Source organism: Lysobacter gummosus (genome assembly GCF_001442805.1).
Lineage (GTDB): Bacteria > Pseudomonadota > Gammaproteobacteria > Xanthomonadales > Xanthomonadaceae > Lysobacter > Lysobacter gummosus.
On the sequence record NZ_CP011131.1, the window covers coordinates 1,439,047 to 1,461,689 of the forward strand.

Annotated in this window: 20 protein-coding genes and 1 pseudogene; 4 read left to right on the forward strand and 17 right to left on the reverse strand. The window is 66.3% G+C overall.

Annotated elements, in window-relative coordinates; translation table 11 throughout:
• Positions 1 to 43: 43 nt before the first annotated feature.
• From LG3211_RS05870 to LG3211_RS05935, 14 genes are all read right to left on the reverse strand, one after another.
• Entirely contained in the window at positions 44 to 559 is a 516-nt protein-coding gene (locus LG3211_RS05870; RefSeq protein WP_057942001.1) for a DUF2271 domain-containing protein, read from the reverse strand.
• 31 nt (positions 560 to 590) lie between these two features.
• Complete coding sequence (locus LG3211_RS05875; RefSeq protein ID WP_057945309.1) at positions 591 to 1,166, reverse strand: PepSY-associated TM helix domain-containing protein; 576 nt, start codon at positions 1,164 to 1,166, stop codon at positions 591 to 593.
• Positions 1,167 to 1,276: 110 nt separating this feature from the next.
• Positions 1,277 to 1,963: a Fe2+-dependent dioxygenase gene (locus tag LG3211_RS05880; protein ID WP_057942002.1), complete on the reverse strand. Its 687-nt coding sequence runs from the start codon at positions 1,961 to 1,963 to the stop codon at positions 1,277 to 1,279.
• A 117-nt stretch (positions 1,964 to 2,080) separates the two neighbouring features.
• Positions 2,081 to 4,381 carry a TonB-dependent receptor gene (locus LG3211_RS05885; RefSeq protein WP_057942003.1) on the reverse strand — a complete coding sequence of 767 codons (2,301 nt, stop codon included), beginning with the start codon at positions 4,379 to 4,381 and terminating at the stop codon, positions 2,081 to 2,083.
• A gap of 388 nt (positions 4,382 to 4,769) precedes the next feature.
• The gene (locus LG3211_RS05890; protein WP_057942004.1) at positions 4,770 to 5,093 is read right to left on the reverse strand and encodes a Rieske (2Fe-2S) protein; all 324 of its coding nucleotides are present in this window, start codon (positions 5,091 to 5,093) and stop codon (positions 4,770 to 4,772) included.
• A gap of 124 nt (positions 5,094 to 5,217) precedes the next feature.
• Positions 5,218 to 5,754 (reverse strand): GNAT family N-acetyltransferase, encoded by a 537-nt coding sequence (locus LG3211_RS05895; RefSeq protein WP_057942005.1) that lies wholly within the window; start codon positions 5,752 to 5,754, stop codon positions 5,218 to 5,220.
• Entirely contained in the window at positions 5,751 to 6,998 is a 1,248-nt protein-coding gene (locus tag LG3211_RS05900; protein WP_057942006.1) for a cysteine desulfurase, read from the reverse strand. Before LG3211_RS05900 ends, LG3211_RS05895 begins: the two co-directional genes overlap by 4 nt.
• On the reverse strand, positions 6,995 to 7,354 hold the full coding sequence (locus tag LG3211_RS05905; protein WP_057942007.1) for a cupin domain-containing protein: 360 nt from the start codon (positions 7,352 to 7,354) through the stop codon (positions 6,995 to 6,997). The genes LG3211_RS05900 and LG3211_RS05905 overlap by 4 nt, the downstream gene beginning before the upstream one ends.
• 8 nt (positions 7,355 to 7,362) lie before the next feature.
• The gene (sufD, locus tag LG3211_RS05910) at positions 7,363 to 8,658 is read right to left on the reverse strand and encodes a Fe-S cluster assembly protein SufD (protein ID WP_057942008.1); all 1,296 of its coding nucleotides are present in this window, start codon (positions 8,656 to 8,658) and stop codon (positions 7,363 to 7,365) included.
• A 31-nt stretch (positions 8,659 to 8,689) separates the two neighbouring features.
• A complete protein-coding gene (sufC, locus tag LG3211_RS05915; RefSeq protein ID WP_057945310.1) occupies positions 8,690 to 9,454 on the reverse strand; it encodes a Fe-S cluster assembly ATPase SufC in 765 nt (254 codons plus the stop codon).
• 19 nt (positions 9,455 to 9,473) lie between these two features.
• On the reverse strand, positions 9,474 to 9,920 hold the full coding sequence (locus tag LG3211_RS05920; RefSeq protein ID WP_148648771.1) for a hypothetical protein: 447 nt from the start codon (positions 9,918 to 9,920) through the stop codon (positions 9,474 to 9,476).
• Entirely contained in the window at positions 9,904 to 10,107 is a 204-nt protein-coding gene (locus tag LG3211_RS05925; protein WP_057942010.1) for a hypothetical protein, read from the reverse strand. The genes LG3211_RS05920 and LG3211_RS05925 overlap by 17 nt, the downstream gene beginning before the upstream one ends.
• Positions 10,104 to 11,579, reverse strand: coding sequence for a Fe-S cluster assembly protein SufB (sufB, locus tag LG3211_RS05930; RefSeq protein WP_057942011.1), 1,476 nt, complete (start codon positions 11,577 to 11,579; stop codon positions 10,104 to 10,106). Before sufB ends, LG3211_RS05925 begins: the two co-directional genes overlap by 4 nt.
• Positions 11,580 to 11,595: 16 nt before the next feature.
• The gene (locus LG3211_RS05935) at positions 11,596 to 12,054 is read right to left on the reverse strand and encodes an SUF system Fe-S cluster assembly regulator (RefSeq protein WP_057942012.1); all 459 of its coding nucleotides are present in this window, start codon (positions 12,052 to 12,054) and stop codon (positions 11,596 to 11,598) included.
• A gap of 274 nt (positions 12,055 to 12,328) precedes the next feature.
• On the opposite strand from LG3211_RS05935, the pseudogene LG3211_RS05940 reads away from it, so the two are divergent.
• The 4 genes and pseudogenes from LG3211_RS05940 to LG3211_RS05955 all read left to right on the forward strand — a co-directional run.
• Positions 12,329 to 12,793: pseudogene (locus tag LG3211_RS05940) on the forward strand (SET domain-containing protein); the annotation flags it as partial.
• Positions 12,794 to 13,304: 511 nt separating this feature from the next.
• Positions 13,305 to 14,090 carry a 3-hydroxybutyrate dehydrogenase gene (locus LG3211_RS05945; protein WP_046655840.1) on the forward strand — a complete coding sequence of 262 codons (786 nt, stop codon included), beginning with the start codon at positions 13,305 to 13,307 and terminating at the stop codon, positions 14,088 to 14,090.
• Positions 14,091 to 14,261: 171 nt separating this feature from the next.
• The gene (locus LG3211_RS05950; RefSeq protein ID WP_083512344.1) at positions 14,262 to 15,725 is read left to right on the forward strand and encodes a DUF3734 domain-containing protein; all 1,464 of its coding nucleotides are present in this window, start codon (positions 14,262 to 14,264) and stop codon (positions 15,723 to 15,725) included.
• Between the two features lie 406 nt (positions 15,726 to 16,131).
• Positions 16,132 to 18,360 carry a DUF5916 domain-containing protein gene (locus tag LG3211_RS05955; protein ID WP_148648773.1) on the forward strand — a complete coding sequence of 743 codons (2,229 nt, stop codon included), beginning with the start codon at positions 16,132 to 16,134 and terminating at the stop codon, positions 18,358 to 18,360.
• A gap of 135 nt (positions 18,361 to 18,495) precedes the next feature.
• Here LG3211_RS05955 and LG3211_RS05960 read toward each other — a convergent pair whose 3' ends face one another.
• From LG3211_RS05960 to LG3211_RS05970, 3 genes are all read right to left on the reverse strand, one after another.
• Positions 18,496 to 20,559 carry a TonB-dependent receptor family protein gene (locus LG3211_RS05960; RefSeq protein ID WP_083512345.1) on the reverse strand — a complete coding sequence of 688 codons (2,064 nt, stop codon included), beginning with the start codon at positions 20,557 to 20,559 and terminating at the stop codon, positions 18,496 to 18,498.
• A gap of 202 nt (positions 20,560 to 20,761) precedes the next feature.
• Entirely contained in the window at positions 20,762 to 21,736 is a 975-nt protein-coding gene (locus LG3211_RS05965) for a DMT family transporter (RefSeq protein WP_057942015.1), read from the reverse strand.
• Between the two features lie 58 nt (positions 21,737 to 21,794).
• Positions 21,795 to 22,622 carry an AraC family transcriptional regulator gene (locus LG3211_RS05970; RefSeq protein ID WP_057942016.1) on the reverse strand — a complete coding sequence of 276 codons (828 nt, stop codon included), beginning with the start codon at positions 22,620 to 22,622 and terminating at the stop codon, positions 21,795 to 21,797.
• Positions 22,623 to 22,643 lie beyond the last annotated feature (21 nt).

Consider the following 22,643-nt stretch of genomic DNA (forward strand, 5'->3'; position numbering starts at 1 on the left):
CGCTTTTTGCGATTCCCCATTCCCCATTCCCGATTCCCGGCCCTCAAGGCTTCACCACCACCTTGACCTTGCCCAGCTCGGTCTTGCCCTGAGCGGAAAGGTTCTGCGCCTTGCCGGGCCACTCGAACGGAATCGTCAGCATTTCGCGGCCGCCGACTTCGCGCGCGGCTTCCACGACCAAGGTGTAGTTGCCCGGGGCCAGGCTGCTGAGCTGCTTGCTGTTGCCCTTGAACGACAAAGCGTGCGCGCCGACCGGACGGGTCGCGCCGCTGACGCCATCGACCGGCATGCTCAGCGTGCGGCCGCTGCGGCGCCACCACTGGCGCATGTCCTTGAGCCACTTGGTGCCTTCGCCGTTCTTCTTGTCCAGGTCGTACCAGACCGCCAGATCGCCGGCCACGGTGTTGTCGGATTTTTCGATCCACGCGGCGACATAGGGGCGGTGGTACTCGGCGGCGTTGATCCGCGGAATCTCGATATTGAGTTCCAGATCGGCCGCGAACGCGGGCAGCGGCAGCGCCAGCGCGGGGATCAGAACCTTGAACGACGACAATTTCATGGATCGCTCCTGGAGGACTAAAGACGTTTGTTCAATGCATGAAGACGATGATGACCAGTAGCGGCACCGCCAGGCCCAGCGCGACCAGCGGCCAGGTCTTGCCGCGCTGGCGCGCGTGCAGTTGCAGCAGCCACAGGCCGGTGAAGGCGAACAGCAGGCAGGCGATCGCGAACAGATCGATGAACCAGCGCCACGCCGCGCCGGTGTTGCGGCCCTTGTGCAGATCGTTGAGCCAGGCGATCCAGCCGCGGTCGGTGCGTTCGTACTCGATCGCGCCGCTCTGGCGGTCGATGCTGATCCAGGCATCGCCGCCCGGACGCGGCAGAGAAACGTAGACCTCGCTGTCGGACCATTCGCCCTTGCGACCGGCGGCGCGCACATCCAACGCATCAGTGAGCCAATCGTTGACAGCGCCCGGCAGCGGCGCGTCGGTGGGGTGCTCGCCCTTGAGGCCGCGCAACAGGCTGGCGGGCAGGGTTTCCTTGAGGTTGACCACGCGCGGCTCGGATTCGATCTGCGCGGCGTGGTTCAAGGTGATGCCGGTGATCGAGAACAGCAGCAGCGCGATCAGGCTGACCGCGGCGCTGATCCAATGCCAGCGGTGCAGGGTCTTGAGCCAAAAGGAACGACGATTAGCATCGACCGTCCCCGAAGTAGGCTTAACCGGTCCGGCTTTAACCGAGCCGGCGTCAACCGCGCGATCGCCGCTGGCCGCCTTCACGGCTGGCTCCAGCGCCGCAGCAGGTTGTGATAGACGCCGGTGAGTTGCACCAGCGAGGGATGATCGGGGACGTCGGCGGTCAGGCGGCGGATCGACACATCCAGTTCGAACATCAGCCGGCGCTGCGCGTCTTCGCTGACCAGACTCTGGATCCAGAAGAACGACGCGATGCGAGCGCCGCGCGTCACCGGCGTGACCCGGTGCAGGCTGGTGCCCGGATACAGGACCAGATCGCCGGCGGCGAGCTTGACGCTGTGGGTGCCGTAGGTGTCTTCGATGATCAGTTCGCCGCCGTCGTATTCCTCCGGCGCGCTGAGGAACAAGGTCGCCGACAGATCGGTGCGCACCGCGTCCATGCCGCCGCGGCTGCGGTCGTAACGGATCGCGTTGTCGACGTGGAAGCCGAACGACTGGCCGCCGGCGTAGCGATTGAACAGCGGCGGATACACGCGCTGCGGCAGCGCCGCGGAGAAGAAGGTTGGATTCTTCGACAGCGCCTCGAGAATCAGCGGGCCCAGCTCGCGCGCGACCGGATCGTTCTCGGGCAGCTGCGCGTTGTCCTTGGCCTTGGCCGACTGATGGCCGGCGGTGATGCGTCCATCGGCCCAGCCGGCCTGATCCAGACGCGCCCGGCAATGGGCGAGCTGTTCGGCGGTGAGTACCTTGGGGACGTGCAGCAGCATGGGTTTCCTCGATGCGGCCGCCCGGGACGGACCCGGGCGGCGCGCGCGGACTATGGAAGTCCGATTAGAACGTGAAGTCGGCGCGGCGTGCCAGTTGCCCGTCGCGCCCGGCACCGCTTAGAACGCGAAATTGGCGCTCAGCACCACCTGGCGGCCGTCGCCCGGCGTCGCCCAACCGTTGTTGCGGATACGGGTGAAGTAATCCTCGTCGGTCAGGTTGTTGACGTTGAGCTGCAGTTGCGCGGAGCGGTTGATCTTGTAGGCGACCATCGCGCGATGGGTCCAGTAGCTGCCGTAGGTGGTCAGCGGGCCGTTGACGTTGGTCGCGCTGTGCTGGGTCAGCCAGATCTTGCCCTGGTAGGTCGCGCCATAACCGATCTGCCACTTGGGGCTGAGGTCGTAGGTGGTCCACAGGCTGAAGGAATGCTCCGGCACCGAGGTCAGGCGATCGCCCTTGGTGTAGTCCAGGCCCAGGCCGGACTGACGGTCGGACACGCCCTGCAGCACTTCGCTGTCGAGGAAGGCGTAGTTGGCGTAGACCGCCCACTGGTCGGTGATCAGGCCGGACAGGCCCAGCATCACGCCGTCCACGCGCGCCTGGCCGTCGAGCTGCTGCAGGCCGGACAGGTTGGCCGGGTTGTCGAGGTCGGCGACCTTGTAGTTCTTGCGATCGTTGCGGAACACCGAACCGGTCAGCGCCAGGCGGCCGTCGAGGAAGTCCCACTTGGTGCCGATTTCGTAATTGACCGCGGTTTCCGGATCGACCGAGCAGGTCTGCGCGGTGCACGAGCCGTTGACCGAGGCCTTAGACGGCGTCTTCGAGTTGCCGTAAGCGATGTAGATGCTGCCGTTCTCGACCGGCTTGAACACCAGGCCGGCGCGGTAGGAGAACAGGTCGTCGTTGCTCTTGAACGGCACGCCATAACCGGTGACGGTGCCGATCGGCTGCGGCGGCAGCGCGCCGCCGACGGTGGTCGGCGCGAGCACGACGACGGCGTTGCTGGTCTTGCCTTCGTTGCGCTCGTAGCGCGCGCCCAGGCTCAACTGCCATTGCTCGTTGAACTTCAGCGTGTCGAACACGTACAACGCGCGGTTGTCCAGTTCGCCCTCGGTGCGGCCGGTGAGGGTGCGGTTGAGCGGGCCGCGATAGATGTGGTCCGGATTGGCGATGTTCATCTGCGGCAGCCCGGTGATGTACGGGTTGGTGCCGTTGGGATTGCGGAAATCGCTGGTGACGTCGAGGTCGAACTTTTCGTGCAGGATCGAGAAACCCGCGACCAGATTGTGTTCGATCGCACCGGTGTTGAAGGTGGTGGTCAGATCGGTCTGGTTGTAGATCGTGGTGTTGCGCGTGTCGCGGCCGTAACCGCGCGGGCCGCTCGGGCTGTAGTTGCCCGGGCGCGTGGCGCCGCAGGACGCGCCGGTCGGGGTGAGGTTGTTGGCCAGGCACCAGGTGCCCTGCACGGCATCGACCAGCGAGAATTGATCGACCTGTTGCCAACGCGTCAGGTTGCGGACCTTGAAGCCATCGTTGAAGGAATGCTCGATGGTCGAGGTCAGCGAATTCAGATCGATGTCCTGCTTGTCGATGTTGCTGTAGCCGTAGTAGTTGCCGCGGTCCACGCCCGGCAGGCCGTCGCCGTTGAAGAACGGCAGGCCGTATTGCGGGGTGTTGTCGTCTTCCTGGTGCAGGTAGTTCAAGGTCCAGGTGGTGTCGCCGCCCAGGCCGAAGGCCAGCGAGGCGGCCACGCCCCAGCGCTCATTGCTTTCGACGTCGCGGCCCGGCACGTCGTTCTGGTGCGCCATCGCATTCAGGCGCAGCGCGGTGCTTTCGCCGAGCACGAAGTTGCTGTCGGTGGTCATGCGCGCGTAGCTGTCGGTGCCGGCGGCGATGGAGGCTTTGTGGAACTCGTTGAGGCCGGCGGTCTTGCTGACCAGGTTGATGGTGCCGCCGACCGAGCCGGCGCCGGAGTACACCGAGTTCGCGCCGTTGATGACTTCCACCGATTCCAGATTGAACGGATCGGTGCGGCTGTACAGACCGCTGTCGCGCACGCCGTCGACGGTGATGTCGCTGTCGGCGTTGAAGCCGCGCAGGTTGATCTTGTCGCCGAAGCCGCCGCCGCCCTCGCCGGCGCCGAAGGTGATGCCGGGCAGGGTGCTGAGGATGTCGGTCAGCGACAGCAGGTTCTGGCCGTCGATGGTGTTGCGGTCGATCACGGTGATCGTCTGCGGCGTGTCGCGCAGGTTCGCGGTGTACTTGCCGCTGCTGGCCTTCTGCACGCGATGGCCATGTACGGCGACGCCTTCGACGTCCTTGGCCTGCGGCTCGGGCGCGGGCGCGGCGAACACGGGCAGGCTGATGGCTAGAGCGAGCGCGCCGGCAAGCGGCGACACGACGAACTTCGTGGTCGGCATGAGAATCTCTGGGAGTGCGGGGAATAGGCAGCCGCAAGGCGGCGTCAGGCCGCGATCTTAATGAGATGAATTCTCATTTGCAACGAAAAGTAAATGCGGAGAGTCGGCTGTAACCGTTTTCGTCGCATGGATGTGCGTAAACGGGCCGCTGAGTGGGCGGCCGGTCGCGTTTTTGGGCTGAGTAAGGGGTGGAGCCTCGAAAAGAGAGGTCTTTTGTAGGAGGGGCTGAAGCCCCGATGCCTTTCTTTCGGATCGCAGTGCGGTGGCGGAGCTTTCCAGGCAGATCGAGGCGATGCAGCGATCTGAGAAAAAAGCATCGGGGCTGAAGCCCCTCCCACAAGAAATTCCGAAGCCTCGCGCGGCCTCGAACCGGCGCCGCTAGCCGCGCTTACTCGCGATCATCGCGGGTCCACACCCCGCCGTCCTCGACCTTGACCGGAAACTTCGCCACCGGTTCATACGCCGGCGGACACAGCGGCCGGCCGTCGCGCACATCGAAGCGCGCGCCGTGCAACACGCATTCGATACTGGCCTGCTCGCCGTCGAAGGTGCCCGAGGACAGTTCGAAATCCTCGTGCGAACAGCGATCTTCCAGCGCGTAGTAATCGCCGTCGTAATTGCAGACGAAGATAGCGGTGTCGCCGTCCCAGGCGACGGTGGACTCGCCCGGCAACAATTGCGAGGTGGCGCAGACGAAAATCCAATCGCCCATGACGTGCTGTTCCCGTGGCTGGCGGTGCGATGGCGCTAGTTTAAAAGCTCGGCGGCGGCGGTAACAGCGGCGCCGGTCATGGCGCGCAATCCGCGACAGTCCGGCGGTTGCCCGCGTCAGCGGCTCAGAGCGTCTTTTCCAGCACTTCGAAGCTCAGGTCGTCGCGCTTGGGCAGGCCGAAGCGGGCATCGCCGTACGGGAACGGCAGGAACTTGCCGGTGCGCCTGAAGCCGCGGCGCAGGTAGTACTGGATCAGTTCCTCGCGCACGTTGATCACCGTCATCTCGATGGTGGACAAGCGCCAATCGTCGCGCACGATGCGTTCGGCCTCTTCCAATACGCGCTTGCCGATGCCGGCGCCCTGCAGGGTCGGATCGACCGTGAACAGGCCGAGATAACCGACCTCGTCGTGGGCCGCGATATGGGCGCAGGCCACCAACGCGGGCGGATCGCCGAGTTCGCCGAGCAGGACCATGCTGCGCGGCTTGCACAGGAAGTCTTCGATTTCGTCCGGCCCGGTACGGCGGCCGCCGAGCAGATCGGATTCGGTGGTCCAGCCGCGGCGGCCGGAGTCGCCGCGGTAGGCCGATTCGGCCAGAGCGACGATCGCATCGATATCGGCCGCGGTCGCGGCGCGGAAAGTCAGGGCTTCTTGGTTCATGCGAGCAGCTTGCGGACCTTGTTCAGCGCCGCCACGAAGGCGTCGATTTCTTCGAACGTGTTGTAGTACGCCAGCGATGCGCGGCAGGTCGCCGGCACGCCGAAGTGTTGCATCAGCGGATGCGCGCAGTGATGGCCGGAACGGATCGCCACGCCTTCCAGATCGAGCAGGGTGGCCAGATCGTGCGCATGCGCGCCTTCGATCAAAAAGCTGACCACCGCGGCCTTTTCCGCCGCCTCGCCGAAAATGCGCAGGCCGGGGACCTCGCGCAGCGCCTGGGTGAAGCGCGCCAGCAGGGCCTGTTCGCGAGCGTCGATGTTGGCCATGCCCAGCGCCGACAGATAGTCCACCGCCGCGCCGAGCCCGGCGAAACCGGCGATGTTCGGCGTGCCGGCCTCGAACCGGCGGGGGCCGTCGGCGAAGACCGTGCCTTCGAACCGCACTTCCTTGATCATCTCGCCGCCGCCGATGAACGGCGGCATCGCTTCCAGGTGTTCGCGTCGCGCCCATAGCGCGCCGGTGCCGGTCGGCCCGCTCATCTTGTGGCCGGTGATCGCGTAGAAATCGCAGCCGATCGCGGCGATGTCCAGCGCCCGGTGCGGCGCGGCCTGCGAGCCGTCGACCAGCGTTGCGATGCCGCGCTTGCGCGCTTCGCGGCAGATCTCGCGCACCGGGTTGACGGTGCCGAGCACGTTCGACACGTGGGTCAAGGCCAGCAACTTCACTTCGGGGGTGAGCAGCGAGTACAGCTGATCCAGATTCAACGCGCCGCGTTCGTCGATCTCCGCGACCTTGATCGTGGCGCCCGTGCGCTGCGCGACCAGTTGCCAGGGCACGATGTTGGCGTGGTGCTCCATGCGCGTGAGCACGATCGCATCGCCTGCCTTCAATCGCGGCAACGCCCACGAGTAAGCGACCAGGTTGATGGCGAAGGTCGTGCCGCTGCACAGCACCAACTCGTCCACGCGCACGTTGAGGAAGCGCGCGAGCTTGCTGCGCGCGCCTTCGTACGTCTCGGTCGCCTCGGTGCCCAGCGTATGCACGGCGCGGCTGACGTTGGCGTTGTGGTGGCGATAGAAATCGTCCACCGCATCGATCACCGCGTTGGGTTTCTGCCCGGTGTTGGCCGAGTCGAAGTAGATCAGCGGCTTGCCGTGGACTTCGCGCGTCAACACCGGGAAATCGGCGCGGACTGCGGCCCAGTCGATGGCGGCGGAGGGGGAAACGGGGTGAGCGGCGTTCATTCGGATACGGTCTCGCGGTCGCCGTGGCTCTTGGGGGAGGAGATCACGAGAAACCTCGTGTTCGAGTCGCTGTCGTTGCGCAGTTGGTGGGCCGCGCCCGGCGGCACGTGCAGGCCCTGTCCGCGCTGAAGGACGTGCGCCACGCCGCAGACTTCGAGCGTGGCGACACCGTCGAGCACGTAGAAGAACTGGCGCGAACGCGCGTGACGGTGGCGGATTTCGGCCGCGCCCGGAGGCACCTGCTCTTCGATCACGCTCAGATCGTCGCCTTCTAGCAGATGCCAACCGTCGCAGACCTCGCCCCAGCGATAGTGGCGCGCGGTACCGGTATCGATCTTGGCGACGGTTTCGCTCATGGCGCAGGTCAGGTGAGTTGCAGGCGTTCCAGGGCCAGATTCAAGCGCACTTCCAGCATCGCCCGAGCGCTGTCGTCTTCGATCACCGTCAGAGTCTCGCGGCAGAATGCGGCGGTCAGCAGCGCGCGCGCGGTTTCCACCGGCAGGCCGCGCGAACGCAGGTAGAACAGGGCGTTGGCGTCGAGCTGTCCGACGGTGGCGCCGTGCGCGGCCTGGACTTCGTCGGCATGGATTTCCAGCACCGGCTGGGTGTCGATTTCCGCGCCTTCGCTGAGCAGCAGGTTCTTGTTCGACAACGACGCGTTGCTGCCGTCGGCGCCTTCGCGGATCAGGATGCCGCCGTGGAACGCGGCGCGCGAACGGCCGGCGCCGAGACCGCGCCAGACCAGTTCGCACTGGGTGTCGCGGCCGACGTGATCGATGCCCAGGCGGGTGTCGAGATGGCGGCGGCCGCTCGCCAGCAGCACGCCGTTGGCCTGGACCTGCGCGCCTTCGCCATGCAGCGCGGCGTTGAGTTCGTGACGCGCCAGCGCGGCGCCCAGTTCCAGGTCGATGCGGCGATAGCGCGCGCCGCGCGCCAGCACCGCGTCGGTGCGCGCGAACACGGTCGCGCCGAGCGCTTCGTCCTGCACCCGCGCATGCGACAGCGTGGCGTTGGGCGCCAGGTGGACGTGGGTCAGGCTGTTGGACAGGTGGTTGTGGATGTCGGTGGCGATCTGATGCTCGACCACGCTGAGCGAGGCGCCTTCGCGCAGTTCGATCAGATGGCGCAGATGCCAGGCCAGATCGCCGGCGTTGGGGCTGCCGACGAACACCAGATGCACCGTGCCCGGCGCCTGCACGCCGGCGTCCACGCGCAGCACCGCGCCTTCATCGGCCAGCGCCGCGTTGAGGCGGGCGAAGATTTCGTCCGCGCGCTCGAAACGGCGGGCGAGGAAGTTGGCTTCGCGCGCGTCGTCGGTGGCCAGCACCTGCGACAGCGGCAGCAGCGACACGCCCGCGGGCAGGCCGGACAGGTCCGAACGCGCGGCGTCGAAGCGGCCGTTGTGGAAGACGATGCGCGGTGCCGGAATGCCGGCGATGGCCGCGCTGTCGAAGCTGGCCGGCACCGCTTCGGCCGAAGCGAAGGCGCGCCGTTCCAGCGCGCGCAGCGGCGTGTATTTCCAGGCTTCGGTGCGCGGGCCGGGCAGGCCGTCGCGCAGCGCGGCGTCGAGCGCTGCGCGGCGGGTCGCGCCCAGGCCGGCGGCTTCGCGCGCGGGCAGGGCCTCGAAAGACGCGGCGAAGGCGTCGAGCAGGGCGCTCATCGGGCGCGCTCCGTGGCTGCATTCGCGCTGATCACGCCGCGTTCTCCGGGGCGACGCGGTCCTTGAGCCATTCGTAGCCGTGCGCTTCAAGTTCCAGCGCCAGTTCCGGCCCGCCGGTCTCGACGATGCGGCCGTCGGCCAGCACGTGCACCACGTCGGGCTTGATGTAATCGAGCAGGCGCTGATAGTGGGTGATCACCAGGAAGGCGCGATCGGCCGAGCGCAGCGTGTTGACGCCGTGGGCGACGGCCTTGAGCGCGTCGATGTCCAGGCCCGAATCGGTTTCGTCCAGGATCGCCAGCTTGGGTTCGAGCAGCGCCAACTGGAAGATCTCGTTGCGCTTCTTCTCGCCGCCGCTGAAGCCTTCGTTGACGCCGCGATGCAGCAGCTCGTCCTTCAGGTGCAGCACGGCCAGTTTCTCGCGCACCAGCTTGAGGAACTGCATGGAATCGAGTTCCGCCTCGCCGCGCGCCTTGCGCTGGGCGTTGAGCGCGGCGCGCAGGAAGTAGGTGTTGTTCACGCCCGGGATTTCGACCGGGTACTGGAATGCCAGGAACACGCCGGCGGCAGCGCGTTCTTCCGGCTCCAGCGCGAGCAGATCGCGGCCTTCGAATTCGACCGACCCTTGGGTGACTTCATAGCCTTCGCGGCCGGCGAGCACGTTGCCCAGCGTGGACTTGCCCGCGCCGTTGGGCCCCATGATGGCGTGCACCTGACCCGGCTGCAGGTCAAGGCTCAGGCCCTTGAGGATGTCCTTGCCGGCGACTTGGACGTGGAGGTTTTCGATCTTGAGCATGGTGGGCATCTTGGTTGGTTCAATCTTCGAGGCGTTCCAGGTCCGCCAGGTCTTGCAGGCGGCCGACGGCTTTCTTGTTCTTGCGCAGGTCGTCGATACCGATGACCGAGACCTCCGCTCCCGCGAGCGGGACAACGATCCGGTTCGGGAAGCACTGGTCGAAGTCCACGCCATCGGCGAAGTTGATGAGTTCGATTTTGTTCGGTTCCGCGCCAAGCATCAGCATCGCGCGGGGTTTGCAGAAATCGGCGGGATTGGCCTTGATGTCCGTGAAACCGAAATCGCGTAATGCGGCGATCAGGCGTTGCGCGTTTTCTTCGGTGCCGCGGAACCAGACGTCCATGTCCCGGGTATAGCGCACATGTCCATGCACGCCAAGCGCAATGCCGCCGACCAGCATGTAATCGACGCGATGAGCGCCCAACGCAGCGAGAAAGTCGCGCCAGTCGTCAGGGAGCTGGGACATCGCGCAGCTCGATCACGTAAGCGAAAGGCGGGTTCCCGTTCTTGAACAACTCATTCCCTTCCCGATGCAGGTTCAAGGTCTCCTGCAAACGTTCTTCCGGCGGGCGCGAACGCCAATAACGCAGGCTCTGGGCGTTTTGTTCGTCCGGCGCGACGAAGCGCATGGTACGGGCGATGCGCGTATTCATCCGACCGAACCTTCCAGGCTCACTTCCAGCAGCTTCTTGGCCTCGACCGCGAACTCCATCGGCAATTCGCGGAACACGCTCTTGCAGAAGCCATCGACGATCATCGACACCGCATCCTCGGTGCCGATGCCGCGGCTGCGGCAGTAGAACAGCTGGTCGTCGCTGATCTTGGAGGTGGTCGCTTCGTGTTCGACCGTCGCGTCGGGGTGTTTGACCTCGATGTACGGGAACGTATGCGCGCCGCACTTCTTGCCGATCAGCAGGCTGTCGCACTGGGTATGGTTGCGCGCGCCGGCGGCGTGCTTCTCGACCTTGACCAGGCCGCGATAGGTGTTCTGGCCGCGGCCGGCGCTGATGCCCTTGCTGATGATTTTCGACTTGGTGCGCTTGCCGACGTGGATCATCTTGGTGCCGGTGTCGGCCTGCTGACGATGGTGGGTCAGCGCGACCGAATAGAACTCGCCGGTGGAATCGTCGCCCAGCAGCACGCAGCTGGGGTATTTCCAGGTGATCGCCGAGCCGGTTTCGACCTGGGTCCAGCTGATCTTGCTGCGCGCGCCGCGACATTCGCCGCGCTTGGTCACGAAGTTGTAGATGCCGCCCTTGCCGTTCTCGTCGCCCGGGTACCAGTTCTGCACCGTCGAGTACTTGATCTCGGCGTCTTCCAACGCGACCAGCTCGACCACCGCCGCGTGCAGCTGGTTTTCGTCGCGCATCGGCGCGGTGCAGCCTTCCAGGTACGAGACGTAGGCCTTGTCTTCGCAAATGATGAGGGTGCGCTCGAACTGGCCGGTGTGGCCGGCGTTGATGCGGAAATAGGTGCTCAGCTCCATCGGGCAGCGCACGCCCTTGGGAATGAAGACGAAGCTGCCGTCGGAGAACACCGCCGAGTTCAACGCGGCGAAGAAGTTGTCGCCGGTCGGCACGACGCTGCCCAGGTACTTCTTGACCAGCTCGGGCTGCTCGCGGATCGCCTCGGACATCGAGCAGAAGATCACGCCCTTCTCGGCCAGTTCCTTGCGGAAGGTGGTGCCGACGGAGACCGAGTCGAACACCGCGTCCACCGCCACGCCGGCCAGGCGCGCGCGCTCGTGCAGCGGCACGCCGAGCTTGTCGTAGGTGTCCAGCAGTTCCTGCGGCACTTCGTCGAGCGAGGCGTACTTGGCCTTGGGCGCGCTGTAGTAACTCAGCGCCTGGAAATCGATCGGCGCGATGTTGAGCTTGGCCCAATGCGGCATCGGCATGGTCAGCCAGTGGCGATAGGCCTCGAGGCGCCAGTCGGTCATCCACTCGGGCTCGTTCTTCTTGGCCGAGAGCGCGCGGATGACGTCCTCGTCCAGTCCCGGCGGCAGGCTGTCGGACTCGATGTCGGTGATGAAACCGGCTTCGTAGCGACGGCCGAGCTGCTCGTGGATCTCACGATTGGCGATGTCGCCCGCGGCGGCGGGCGTCTTGCTGATGTCGGTGGCCATGTCGGCTGCCTACTGTCTAAGCGCCGGCCAGGCGCAGGTCGATGCGCTTGGCGGAGGCGGGTTCGGGTGAAAAGGTGGGGGCGAGCATCTGTGCGAGGGTGACGTTGCTGAGCGCTTCGACCACGACGTCGTTGATCCGGCGCCAGTTGGCGCGCACGCCGCACTGTTGCTCCAGGCCGCAGTTGCCTTCGTGAACGCTGCATTCGGTCATGCCGAGCGGGCCTTCCATCGCCTCGACGATCTCGATCAGGCCGATTTCCTCCGGCGCCCGCGCCAGGCGATAGCCGCCGTTGGCGCCGCGGAAACCCTCGACCAGGCCGGCCTGGGCCAGCGGCTTGAGCACCTTGCTGACGGTCGGCGCTTCCAGGCCCGCGCGCTCGGCCATCTCGGCCGCGCTGAGGACGCGGTCGTGCTGGGCCGCCAGGACGGTCAGGACGACCGTGGCGTAATCGGTGAGCTTGGTGACGCGGAGCATCGGCGTGGGGCGCTGAAGGCGGTGGGGGTAATTCGTACCGAAATTGTACGGTTTTATCCGGGCCGAGGCCAGCGGGCGGTTTTGCACGATTCATCGGGCCGCGGCGGGCAGTCCGGGCGCCGCCCGGCCGGGCCGGATTGCCGGGGCGGGGCGGGGCCGATTCCGGGTTCCAGCCCGGGGGCCGCGGCGGCGCGTAACGGAAAGGAGATCGCCGACGATAGCGGCGCAACCCCTGCTCAGGTCAGAATGATCGTTCGTCATTTTGGAAATCGCTATGCCGCGCAAGATCGCCGCCCGTCGTTCAGCCATCCACGGCAACGGTGTATTCGCCGTCGCCCCGATCGCCAAGGGCGAACGCGTCATCGAATACAAAGGCCGCCGCCGCAGCCACGAGGAAGCCGACGCCGGCGATACCGGCGATGCCGACTCGGGCCACACCTTCCTGTTCACGCTCAACGACGAGTACGTGATCGACGCCAACTACGAAGGCAATACCGCGCGCTGGATCAATCACAGCTGCTCGCCCAACTGCGAGGCGGTGCTGGAAGAGGACGACGGCGACGACCGCCGCCAGGACAGGGTGTTCATCGAGGCGATCCGCGAGATCGCCCCGGGCGAGGAGCTGTCGTACAACTACGGCATCACCTTGGAAGAGAAGCACACCAAGGAGCTGAAGAAGATCTGGGAATGCCGCTGCGGCTCGCCGGATTGCACCGGCACCATGCTGCAGCCCAAGAAAGACAAGAAGTCCAAGAAGAAAGACAAGAAGAAGGACAAGAAAAAGAAGAAGGACAAGAAGGGCAAGAAGAAGGATTGAGGGTTCGGCCGGTTGTTTCCCGGCGTTTGAGGACGCCGCTGGGGGCTGAGCCGGCCGCTCTACTTCCCTTCTCCCGCTTTGCGGGAGAAGGTGGCCCGAAGGGCCGGACGCCCCGCAGGAAGCACCCTTGGGGTGTGAGGGCAGGCGATCGGCGGCCGCTCTCGCCTCAACCCCGTCCCGGCGCTAACGCATAGCGCTTGGGCGTCAGTGGACGCGCAAGCCGCGTCCGCTCACCCCGCACAGCGGGAGAGGGCGTAAGCCAAGCGGTCAACCTTTGACCGCGGACGAAAGTCCGATAGCTCCCCAAGGTCTTCCACCGGGACACTGCGATGCATCCGCCGCCACGCCGCGATAACACGCCGCGGCGACAATGGCCGCCGGTTCGCCGACTTCGGCGCAAATTTCCTCCCCTAGCATCCAGGAGCAGTCGTCCATGAGCTCGATCCAAGGCAAAGTCGCCGTCGTCACCGGAGCCGCCAGCGGCATCGGGAAGGAAATCGCGCACGAGCTGGCCCGCGCCGGCGCCGCGATCGCCATCGCCGACCTCAATCAGGCCGGTGCGCAGGCGGTGGCGGACGAAATCGTCGGCAACGGCGGCCGCGCCATCGGCGTGGCGATGGACGTCACCGACGAGGCCGCGGTCAACGCCGGCATCGAGCGTGTGGTCGCCGAACTGGGCGGCATCGACATCCTGGTTTCCAACGCCGGCATCCAGATCGTCAACCCGATCGAGAACTACGCCTTCGCCGATTGGAAGAAGATGCTCGCGATCCATCTCGACGGCGCGTTCCTGACCACCAAGGCCGCGCTGCCGCACATGTACAAAGGCGACAAGGGCGGCACGGTGATCTACATGGGCTCGGTGCATTCGCACGAGGCCTCGCCGCTGAAGTCGGCCTACGTCACCGCCAAGCACGGCCTGCTGGGCCTGTCGCGCGTGCTCGCGAAGGAAGGCGCCAAGCACAACGTGCGCAGCCACGTGGTCTGCCCCGGGTTCGTGCGCACGCCGCTGGTGGACAAGCAGATTCCCGAGCAGGCGAAGGAACTGGGCATCAGCGAGGACGAGGTGATCAAGAAGGTCATGCTCGGCAATACCGTCGATGGCGTGTTCACCACGGTCGAGGACGTGGCGCAGACGGTGCGCTTTTTGGCCGAGTTCCCGAGCGCGGCGCTGACCGGGCAGAGCTTCGTGGTCAGCCATGGTTGGTATATGCAGTAAGTCGCCGACGTCATGCCGGGCATGGCATGGCGTTGGGGCTCGTCATCCCCGCGTAGGCGGGGATCCAGGGCTTTATCGCGACACGACTGCGAAGTCTCTCGATCCCCGCCTTCGCGGGGATGACGAGCAAGAGCGAAGCGCGATGAGCCCGGTCAGCAGTGAGGCGCAACAATGGCGAACGCACGAAGCAAGACCCGATCCGCCGATAGCAAGCGCAGCGTAAAACCCGCCAAGGCATCGTCGGCGCCAGTCAAGCCTGCGCCGGCGAAATCCGCGCGCGGCAAGGCCGCGCCGCTCAAATCCGCCGCCAAGCCCGCGCCGGCCAAGCGCAAGAGCGCGCCGGCCGTATTCATCGATCCGGCTGGCGAGACCGCCGCGCCGGCCACTGTCGGCAAGAGTAAATCCGCGGCCGGTTCGACCACCGCCGCATCACGCGCTCCCGGCAAACAAGCCGCCTCGCAAGCGGCGAAGACCGCCGGCGCGCGCATCCGCGCCGCCGCGCCGGTGTTGCCGGAAAACATCGCCCTGGTGCTGCAGGGCGGCGGCGCGCTCGGCGCCTATCAGGCCGGCGTCTACCAAGGGCTGTTCGATGCCGGCGTCGCTCCGAACTGGATCGCCGGCATTTCCATCGGCGCCTTCAACACCGCGATCATCGCCGGCAATCCGCCGGAAAAACGCATGGACGCCCTGCGCGAGTTCTGGGACACGATCTCGCGGCCCAACGTGTTTCCCGCCACCACCTTCGGCCAGGAAGCGCATTTCGCCGGCCTCGACGCCGACACCCGCGCCTGGCTCGATACCTGGGAAGCCTGGCGCGCCATCGTCGAAGGCCAGCGCGGGTTCTACCAACCGCGCACGTGGCTGGGGCAGGACCCGTTTGCGCAGCCGGGCCCGGCCGCGGCGAGTTTCTACGACACCTCGCCGATGATCGCCACGCTCGAACGTCTGGTCGATTTCGACCGGCTCAACGACGACGGCATCCGCGTCAGCGTCGGCGCGGTCAACCTGCGCACCGGCAATCTGGAATATTTCGACAACACCCAGATGCGGCTGGATGCGCGCCATATCCTCGCCTCGGGCGCACTGCCGCCGGCGTTTCCGGCGATCGAGATCGACGGCGAGTTCTACTGGGACGGTGGGCTGGTGTCGAACACGCCGTTGTCGCAAGTGCTGACCGCATCGCCGCGGCGCGACACCCTGGTGTTCCAGGTCGATCTGTGGAACGCGCGTGGCGAGTTGCCGCAGAACCTGCTCGACGTGGCCGAGCGGCAGAAGGAAATCCAGTATTCCAGCCGCACCCGCCTGATCACCGACACCCAGCGCGTGTTCCAGCACTATCGCCGGCTGCTGCGCGAGTTGCTGGAGGAAATCCCCGAGGACGTGCGCAAGCACAACCCCTGGGCCCAGCACGCGGCCGAACTGGCCTGCGACCGGCGTTACAGCGTGATCCATCTGATCTATCGAGACCGCGCCAAGATCGGCCACTTCAAGGACTACCAGTTCGGGCGCGTGGCGATGCGCGAGCATTGGCTGTCGGGGCAGAGCGACATCGCCCGGGCCCTGGCGCATCCGGAGTGGTTGCAATTGCCACATGGCGAGTCGGCCTTCGTCGCGCACGATGCCACCGCGCCTTGAGTGGCTTCTCGGCGATTTGATCGGACAGCGTCGGGGCTGAAGCCCTTCCCACAAAAGACTTCAAAGCCACGAGGTCTATTGTGGGAGGGGCTTCAGCCCCGATGCTTTTCGCCAAGCAGCGCCGATGCCACTTGCGCTCACGATCGACCACCGCAGTTCAGCTGACCTTTGTCATCCCGCAACCATGCGACGGCCTGAACATCCAGTCCCCAAGGCTGCGATGCACGCCGGCCGCCGAGGGTTGCCATGACTAACGCCATTTAGCGAACGACCGTCACGCCGCTAGTCTGCGCGTCGTCGCGGTGCCGTATGCCGCGACTCGTGACCGGCCGCGCAGGGGATGCGCCGCCGGTGCGATTCATCCGCAGCACGGGGCCGCACCATGCGCAACAACCTGATCACTTGCATGTCCGCGGTTTGCGCCGCATTCGCCGCGCCCTGCGCGCACGCGCTGGACATCGACGGCCGCATCGATCCGCAGGAGTGGAGCCAGGCCCAGCGCATCCAGGAGTTCCGCCTGACACAGCCGTTGTCGCGCGAGCCGGCCTCGCAGCCGACCGAGGCCTGGCTGATGGCCACGCCGCAAGGCCTGGCGGTCGCGTTCCGCAATCACCAGCCCGCCGGCGTGCCGCGCCTGCGCCAGCATACCCAGCGCGACGGCGACGGCACCGTCGACCGGGTCAACCTGTACGTGGACTTCGACGGCGACGGCCGCGCCGGCTACAACTTCACCGTGACCCTGGCCAACAGCATCACCGACGCCACCATCACCAGCGAAAACCTGTTCGGCAACGATTGGGACGGCGACTGGCGCCATGCCACCAGCGAGGACGAGGAAGGCTGGTCGGCCGAGATGCTGATTCCCTGGCACATCGCGCCGATGCGCCAGCGCGAAGGCATGCGCACGCTAGGCATCCAACTGGACCGGGTGATCGCCTCCACCGGCGAGCGCACCTCGTGGCCCGCAGTGCACTACACCCAAGCGCGCTATCTGTCGGCGTTCAACCGCATCGAAGTACCGGCCTACAAACAATCGCTGCTGGCGATCACGCCCTACGTGGTCGGCGTGCAGGACGCGGTGCGCCACGACAGCGACTTCGACGGCGGCGTGGACCTGTTCTGGAAGCCCAGCGGCAAGTTCCAGCTCAGCGCGACCTTGAATCCGGATTTCGGCCAGGTCGAAAGCGACGAACTCACCGTCAACTTCAGCGCCACGGAAACCTTCAACAGCGACAAGCGGCCGTTCTTCACCGAGAACCAGAGCTTCTTCGACGTGCAGTTCGGCTCGTACAACAACTACAGCCGGCTGATCTACACCCGCCGCGTCGGCGGGCCGGCCGACGACGGCGATGGTTCGGGCGATGTCACCGCCGCGGTCAAGCTCAACGGCAGCGCGGGCGGATTCAACTACGGCGTGTTCGCGGCGAGCGAAGGCGACGAAGCCGGCCGCGACTTCTACGCCGCCCGGGTGACCCGCGACTTCGCCCAACTGGGCCTGGGCGCGATGGTCACGCGGGTGGAGCGGCCATGGCTGGACCGCGACGCCAACGTGTACGAATTCGATCAGCGCTGGACCCCGAACGCGCAGTGGGCGATCCGCAGCGCCGTGGTCGCTTCCGACGTGCAGCAGGCCGGCCGCAGCTTCCGCGACAGCGGCGGGCAGATCCGCATCGACTACGACATGGGCCGCGGCTGGCGCCAGCAACTGTACGGCCTGCATCTGGGCCGCGATCTGATGCTCAACGACTTCGGCTATCTGGAACGCAACAACTTCAACTACCTGCGCTACGACCTGGGCCGGCGCGTCACCGATCTGCCGGCCGATTCGGCCTACGCCGGGCACGACTGGCACTACGCGGTATCGCGCCGCTACAGCGACGATGGCGTGCATATCGCCGACGCCTTCGCGGTCAACCGCCGCAGCGACACCCGCGACGGCGGCCGCGAGTTCATCGAGGCGGCGGTGTGGGGCCGCGGCCACGACGATCTGATCACGCGCGGCCACGGCGTGCTGCGGGTGCCGGAGAAGATGTTCCTGACCTACGAGCGCCTGCGCCCGCGCAAGGGCGAGAGCCCGTGGTCGCTGTACACCGAGGCCGGCTACAGCGCCGATGGCCTGGGCGGCATCGACGAAGGCAAGCTGAGCCTGTATCTGGAGCCGAACTATCAGTACAGCGACCGCCTGCTGCTGTTCGCCGGCATCGAGTACAGCCACAACCCCGACTGGCTGCTGTGGCGCGGCGACAATCGCGTCGCAACCTTCCGCTCCGACCTGCTCAGCCTCAACGCCGGCCTGCAGTGGTTCATCGACGACAAGCAGGAACTGCGCGTGCGCCTGGAGACCATCGGCGTGGATGCGCGGACCCGGCAGGCCTATCGGGTCGGCAGCGATGGCCGCGCGCTGGTGGTCGCGGAAGAGGTTCCGGACTTCAGCCTGCGCAATCTGGGGTTCCAGGTTCGTTATCGTTATGAACTGGCGCCGCTGTCGTATCTGTATGTCGCCTATGTGCGTGGCGGCGAGATGTTCGAAGAGGGCATGCAGGAGCACAACGTGGGGCGGCAGTTCAGCGATGCCTTCGATCTGCGCGACAGCGAGCAGTTGCTGGTGAAGTTGTCGTATCGGTTCGAGATTTGATGAGGTTGCGGTGCCGCGATCTGAAAGGAAAGCATCGGGGCTTCAGCCCCGATGCTCTCTTTTCAGAAGAAGACGCAACCCGGAAATAACCACCACTCAAACTTCGCCCGCCCATGCGGGCAGCGCCGCCGCGGCTCAATCCTTCCGCCACTCCACCCCAAAATAAACCGCCCGCCCGTCGCCCGGCAGAAAATTACGCCCATCCAACCCGCGCGCATCGGCGATCACATTGGTGCTGGCGATCCACTTCTTGTCGGCGAGATTGCGCGCATCGGCGAACCAGCTCCACTGCGAGGCGATCGGGCCGCCCACGCGTAGCCCCGCGATGGTGTAGCCCGGAGCCTTGAAGCTGTTCGCGTGGTCGATGTAGTAATCCTGCGGCGTCCATTCCACGCTGGGCGCGATATACAAACGCGGGTCGGGTTGCCAGCGCAGTTCCGCGCGCAGTTGCTGGGGCGGGACGCCGGCCAGGTCGTTATCGCCGTGGACGCGGTCGCCGTCGAATCGGAAATCGTTGTAGAGATAGTTCGCGGACAAAGTGAAATCGCCGGCGAATTTCCAGCCCAGGCCCAGTTCGATGCCCTGATGCAAGGTACGCCCGGCGTTGATGGTGCCGAGCGGATTGCCGTTGCCGTCGCTGAGCGAAAGCAGCTCGCCCTTGACCCGGGCGCGATACAGGGCGACATCCAGCGACAAGGCATCGCCATTCAGGCGAAGACCGATCTCGCCGCTGTCGGCGCGCTGCTTGTCCACCGGGGTGATGCCCGGCCCGCCGCTGAGTTCGCCGAAGCTCGGCGGTTCCAGGCTGCGGCTGAGGTTGGCGTACAACTGTGCGTGCTCATCGATTACATGGCGCAGACCGAGCTTGGGGCTGATACCGGAATAATCCGCATCGAAGCTTTCGTCGCGGGCGCCGGCGATCAACAGATCGCGCGAACGTCGTTGCGAGCGCAGCGCTTGCGCGCCCACGGACACCACCCACTGCGGGTTCAACCAAGTCTGGTTTTCGGCGTAGAGCTTGCTGTTGCGCGCGCGCTGATCGAAGCGGTTGCTGGGCGCGCCGGCGTGGCCGGCGATATTGAAATAGCGTTCGTCGTCGGTATCGCCTTGAGCGACAGCGGCGCCGACGATCAGCACGTTGCGCAGGCCCAACCACTGGGATTCGCCGCGCCAGCGCAGGTCGATGCCGTAATCACGGCTGTCCTGGCGCAGCACTTGAAATATCGGATGATCCAGCGACTTGTCCGCGTAATACGCCGACAGCGTCAGCGTGTCGCCCGGCGATGGCGACCAGGCGAGTTTGCCCGCGACGCGGTCGAGTCGGTAATCGCGGCGCTGGTTCAGGGCGATATTGCCCGGCGCGGCCAGGCGCGGATCGCGGCGCGATTCGGCCCGGGTCAGATTGCCGGGCAGAGCCGAGCGCGTATCGACATGGGTGAGGTAGACGCGTCCATCGAGGCTGTCGCTGAAGCGATAGCCGGCGTTGGCGAACAAGCGATAGTTCTCCTGCTCGGCGTGATCGCGATAACCGTCCTGGCGCAAGCCGCTGAGGCTGAGGTAACCATCGGCCCGCCCGGATACGCCGGCCACGGCGATCTGGCCGCGCCGGTAGCCGAAGTGGCCGGCTTCGGCGCGCACGGTCAGTGGCGCGGCGTCGTAGCCGGTGGGCGAGACGAAGTTGATCGCGCCGCCGAGCGTGGCCGCGCCGAATTCCAACGCGTTGGCGCCGCGATACACCTCGATGTAGCGCGCCGACAGCGGTTCGACCGCCTGGAAATCGAAGCCGCCGTCGGCGAGGTTGAGCGGGCTGCCGTCCTGCAGCAACTCCAGGCCGCGGCCGTGGAAGATGCGTTGCAATCCGGAACCGCGAATCGACAGCCGCGCTTCCTCCGCGCCGAAGCGCGGCTGCACGAACACGCCGGCCGCATAACCCAGTGCATCGGTGAGCGTGCCGACGCGGCGGTCGCGATAGGCCTCGGCATCGATCAGTCCGGTCGCGCCGGCGCGTTGGTCCAGACGCATGCGCGCTTGCTGCAGCGTCTCCACCGCGCGCGAAGGTTCGGAGCGGCCGTGCACGCGCACGGTGGCGAGGGTCTTGGCGCCGTCGCTGGCCGGCTGCGCAGGTGATTGAGCGTGAGCGGTGCAGACGGAAACGACGGCGAACGCGAGCAAGGCGGGACGAAGTGTGACGGCGCGCATGGCGGCTTCCTTGCTTGAGAAGCCGGACAGGGTAGTGAGCGCGTTATCGCTCAGGGTGCGGCATAACGCCGCAGCGGCGGGACTGTCCGGCGCGCGCGCGATTTTGCGTAACGCACCTTGTAGTGCCGCTTGATTTTCGCGTCGTTCGTAATCGACGCGAACGCGGCGAGCCACGCGTCGCGATCGAATCGCGCGCCTGACTTCAGTGTGCGGAACCCGCCTGTGTATCAGGCAAGGCGACCGGCTTCACCCGCAATGCCCACACGACGCCGGCGATCAACAAGGCGATGCCGAGCAAGGTCAGCGGCTGCGGGAGGCGGCCGCGCAGGATGAAGGCGTAGGTCAGCGCGAACAAGGTTTCGAATACGATCAACTGCCCGGCCAGCGCGGTCGGCAAACGCTGGCTGGCTTCGTTCCAGCACAAGGTGCCGACCCACGATGCGAACAGGCCGATGGCGACCATCAGGGCGATGAAGAATCCCGGCCTGGGACCGAACGGCATCGGGAAACTGTCGTGGCTGACGCCCATGTAAGCCCACAGGGCGATGTAGCCGATCAACGCCAACGGCAGCACAGCGATGCCTTGCGCGGTGGCCCAGGTGCGCGGGCTGCGGCCCGGATGCGCGCGCAGCCAATCGGCGTTGCGCAGCGGATACCAGGTCCAGCACGCGACCGCGCCGAAGGCGAGCAGGCCGCCGAGCGCGTAGCGGCCGATGTCGGCATTGGCGTCGGCGCGCAGCGCCTGCAATTCCACCTGGTTGACGCAGCCGATGCCGGCGGCGATCAGCAGCAGCGACGGCGCCAGGCTCGCCCACGGCAGGCGGCCGTCGCGTCGCGCGTCGCGCAGGTTGGCGCTGATCGCGATCACCACCGGCAGGGTGCCGATGATCATCGTCGGCAACGGCCCGCCGGCGCGCTGGATCGCGCTGGCCAGGCACAGGTAGTAGAGCAGGTTGCCGATCGCCGCCAGTTTCAGCGCCTCGATCCAGTCCACGCGCGTCAGTTGCCGCAGCGCCTTGCGATCCAGCCACGCCAGCGGCAGGGCGATCAGGCCGAAGGCAAGGTAACGGCCGACCGATTGCAGCGCGGCCGGATACTCCGGCAACAGCAGCGGGCCGACGAAGACCAGTCCCCAGAGCAGGCCGGCGAGAAGAGCGTAGAGGGTTCCTAGCAGCATGGCCGCAGCTTGCCGCACCGGCGCGGCGCCGTCTTGTAGCAGATTGCGCTTTGCCGGCTCAGTCGCCGCGGATCTGCCTTTGGTAACGCGCGGGTGTGACGCCGTAGCGGCGCAGGAAGGCGCGGGTCAGATGCGCCTGATCGGTGAGGCCGGTGTCGGCGGCGATGCGCGCCGGGGCGATGCCGGCGGCGAGCAGGCGCTTGGCTTCGTGCAGGCGCAGCGCCATCAGCATCTGCTGCGGGGTGACGTGATGCTGGGCGCGGAAGCGGCGCAGGAAGTGGAACGGGCTCAGGCCGGCGACCGCGGCCAGTTCGTCCAGGGTGAGGCGATCGGCCAGATGCGCGCGCAGATAGTCGATGACCGGAGCGAATCGCGCGGCCGCCTCGTCGCGTACGCGGTGCGGGATGCGGGCATGGTCGCGGAATTCGATCAGCAGCGCGTACAGCTGGCTGTCGAACTCCAGCGGATCGCGCGCATGCCACAGCGAGTCCAGTCGTGCGCTGATGCGACGCGCGCGGACCGGATCGTGGCGCACCGCGTCGTCGAACCACCAGCCGGCTTCGCCGGTGATTTCGGCGGCGGCGTCGGGATCGACATAGACCATGCGATAGCGCCAGCCGCCTTCGGTTTCGGCGCGGCCGGTGTGCAGCATGTCGGGATTCATCAGCACCAGCGAGTCCGGCGGCGCGAGGTGATCGCTGCCGCGGTAACGGAAGCGTTCGACCCCCGATTCGATCGCGCCCAGGCCGTAGGCCTCGTGGGTGTGCGGCTCGAACGCGTGGCGGACGATATGCGCGCGGTACAGCTCGACGCCCGGGCGATGCGCGGGCTGCCGGAATTGCGCGGCATCGAAGGCATCGACGAATTGGGCGGGCACGCCTTGCATAAGGCGAGTATCGCATGGGGC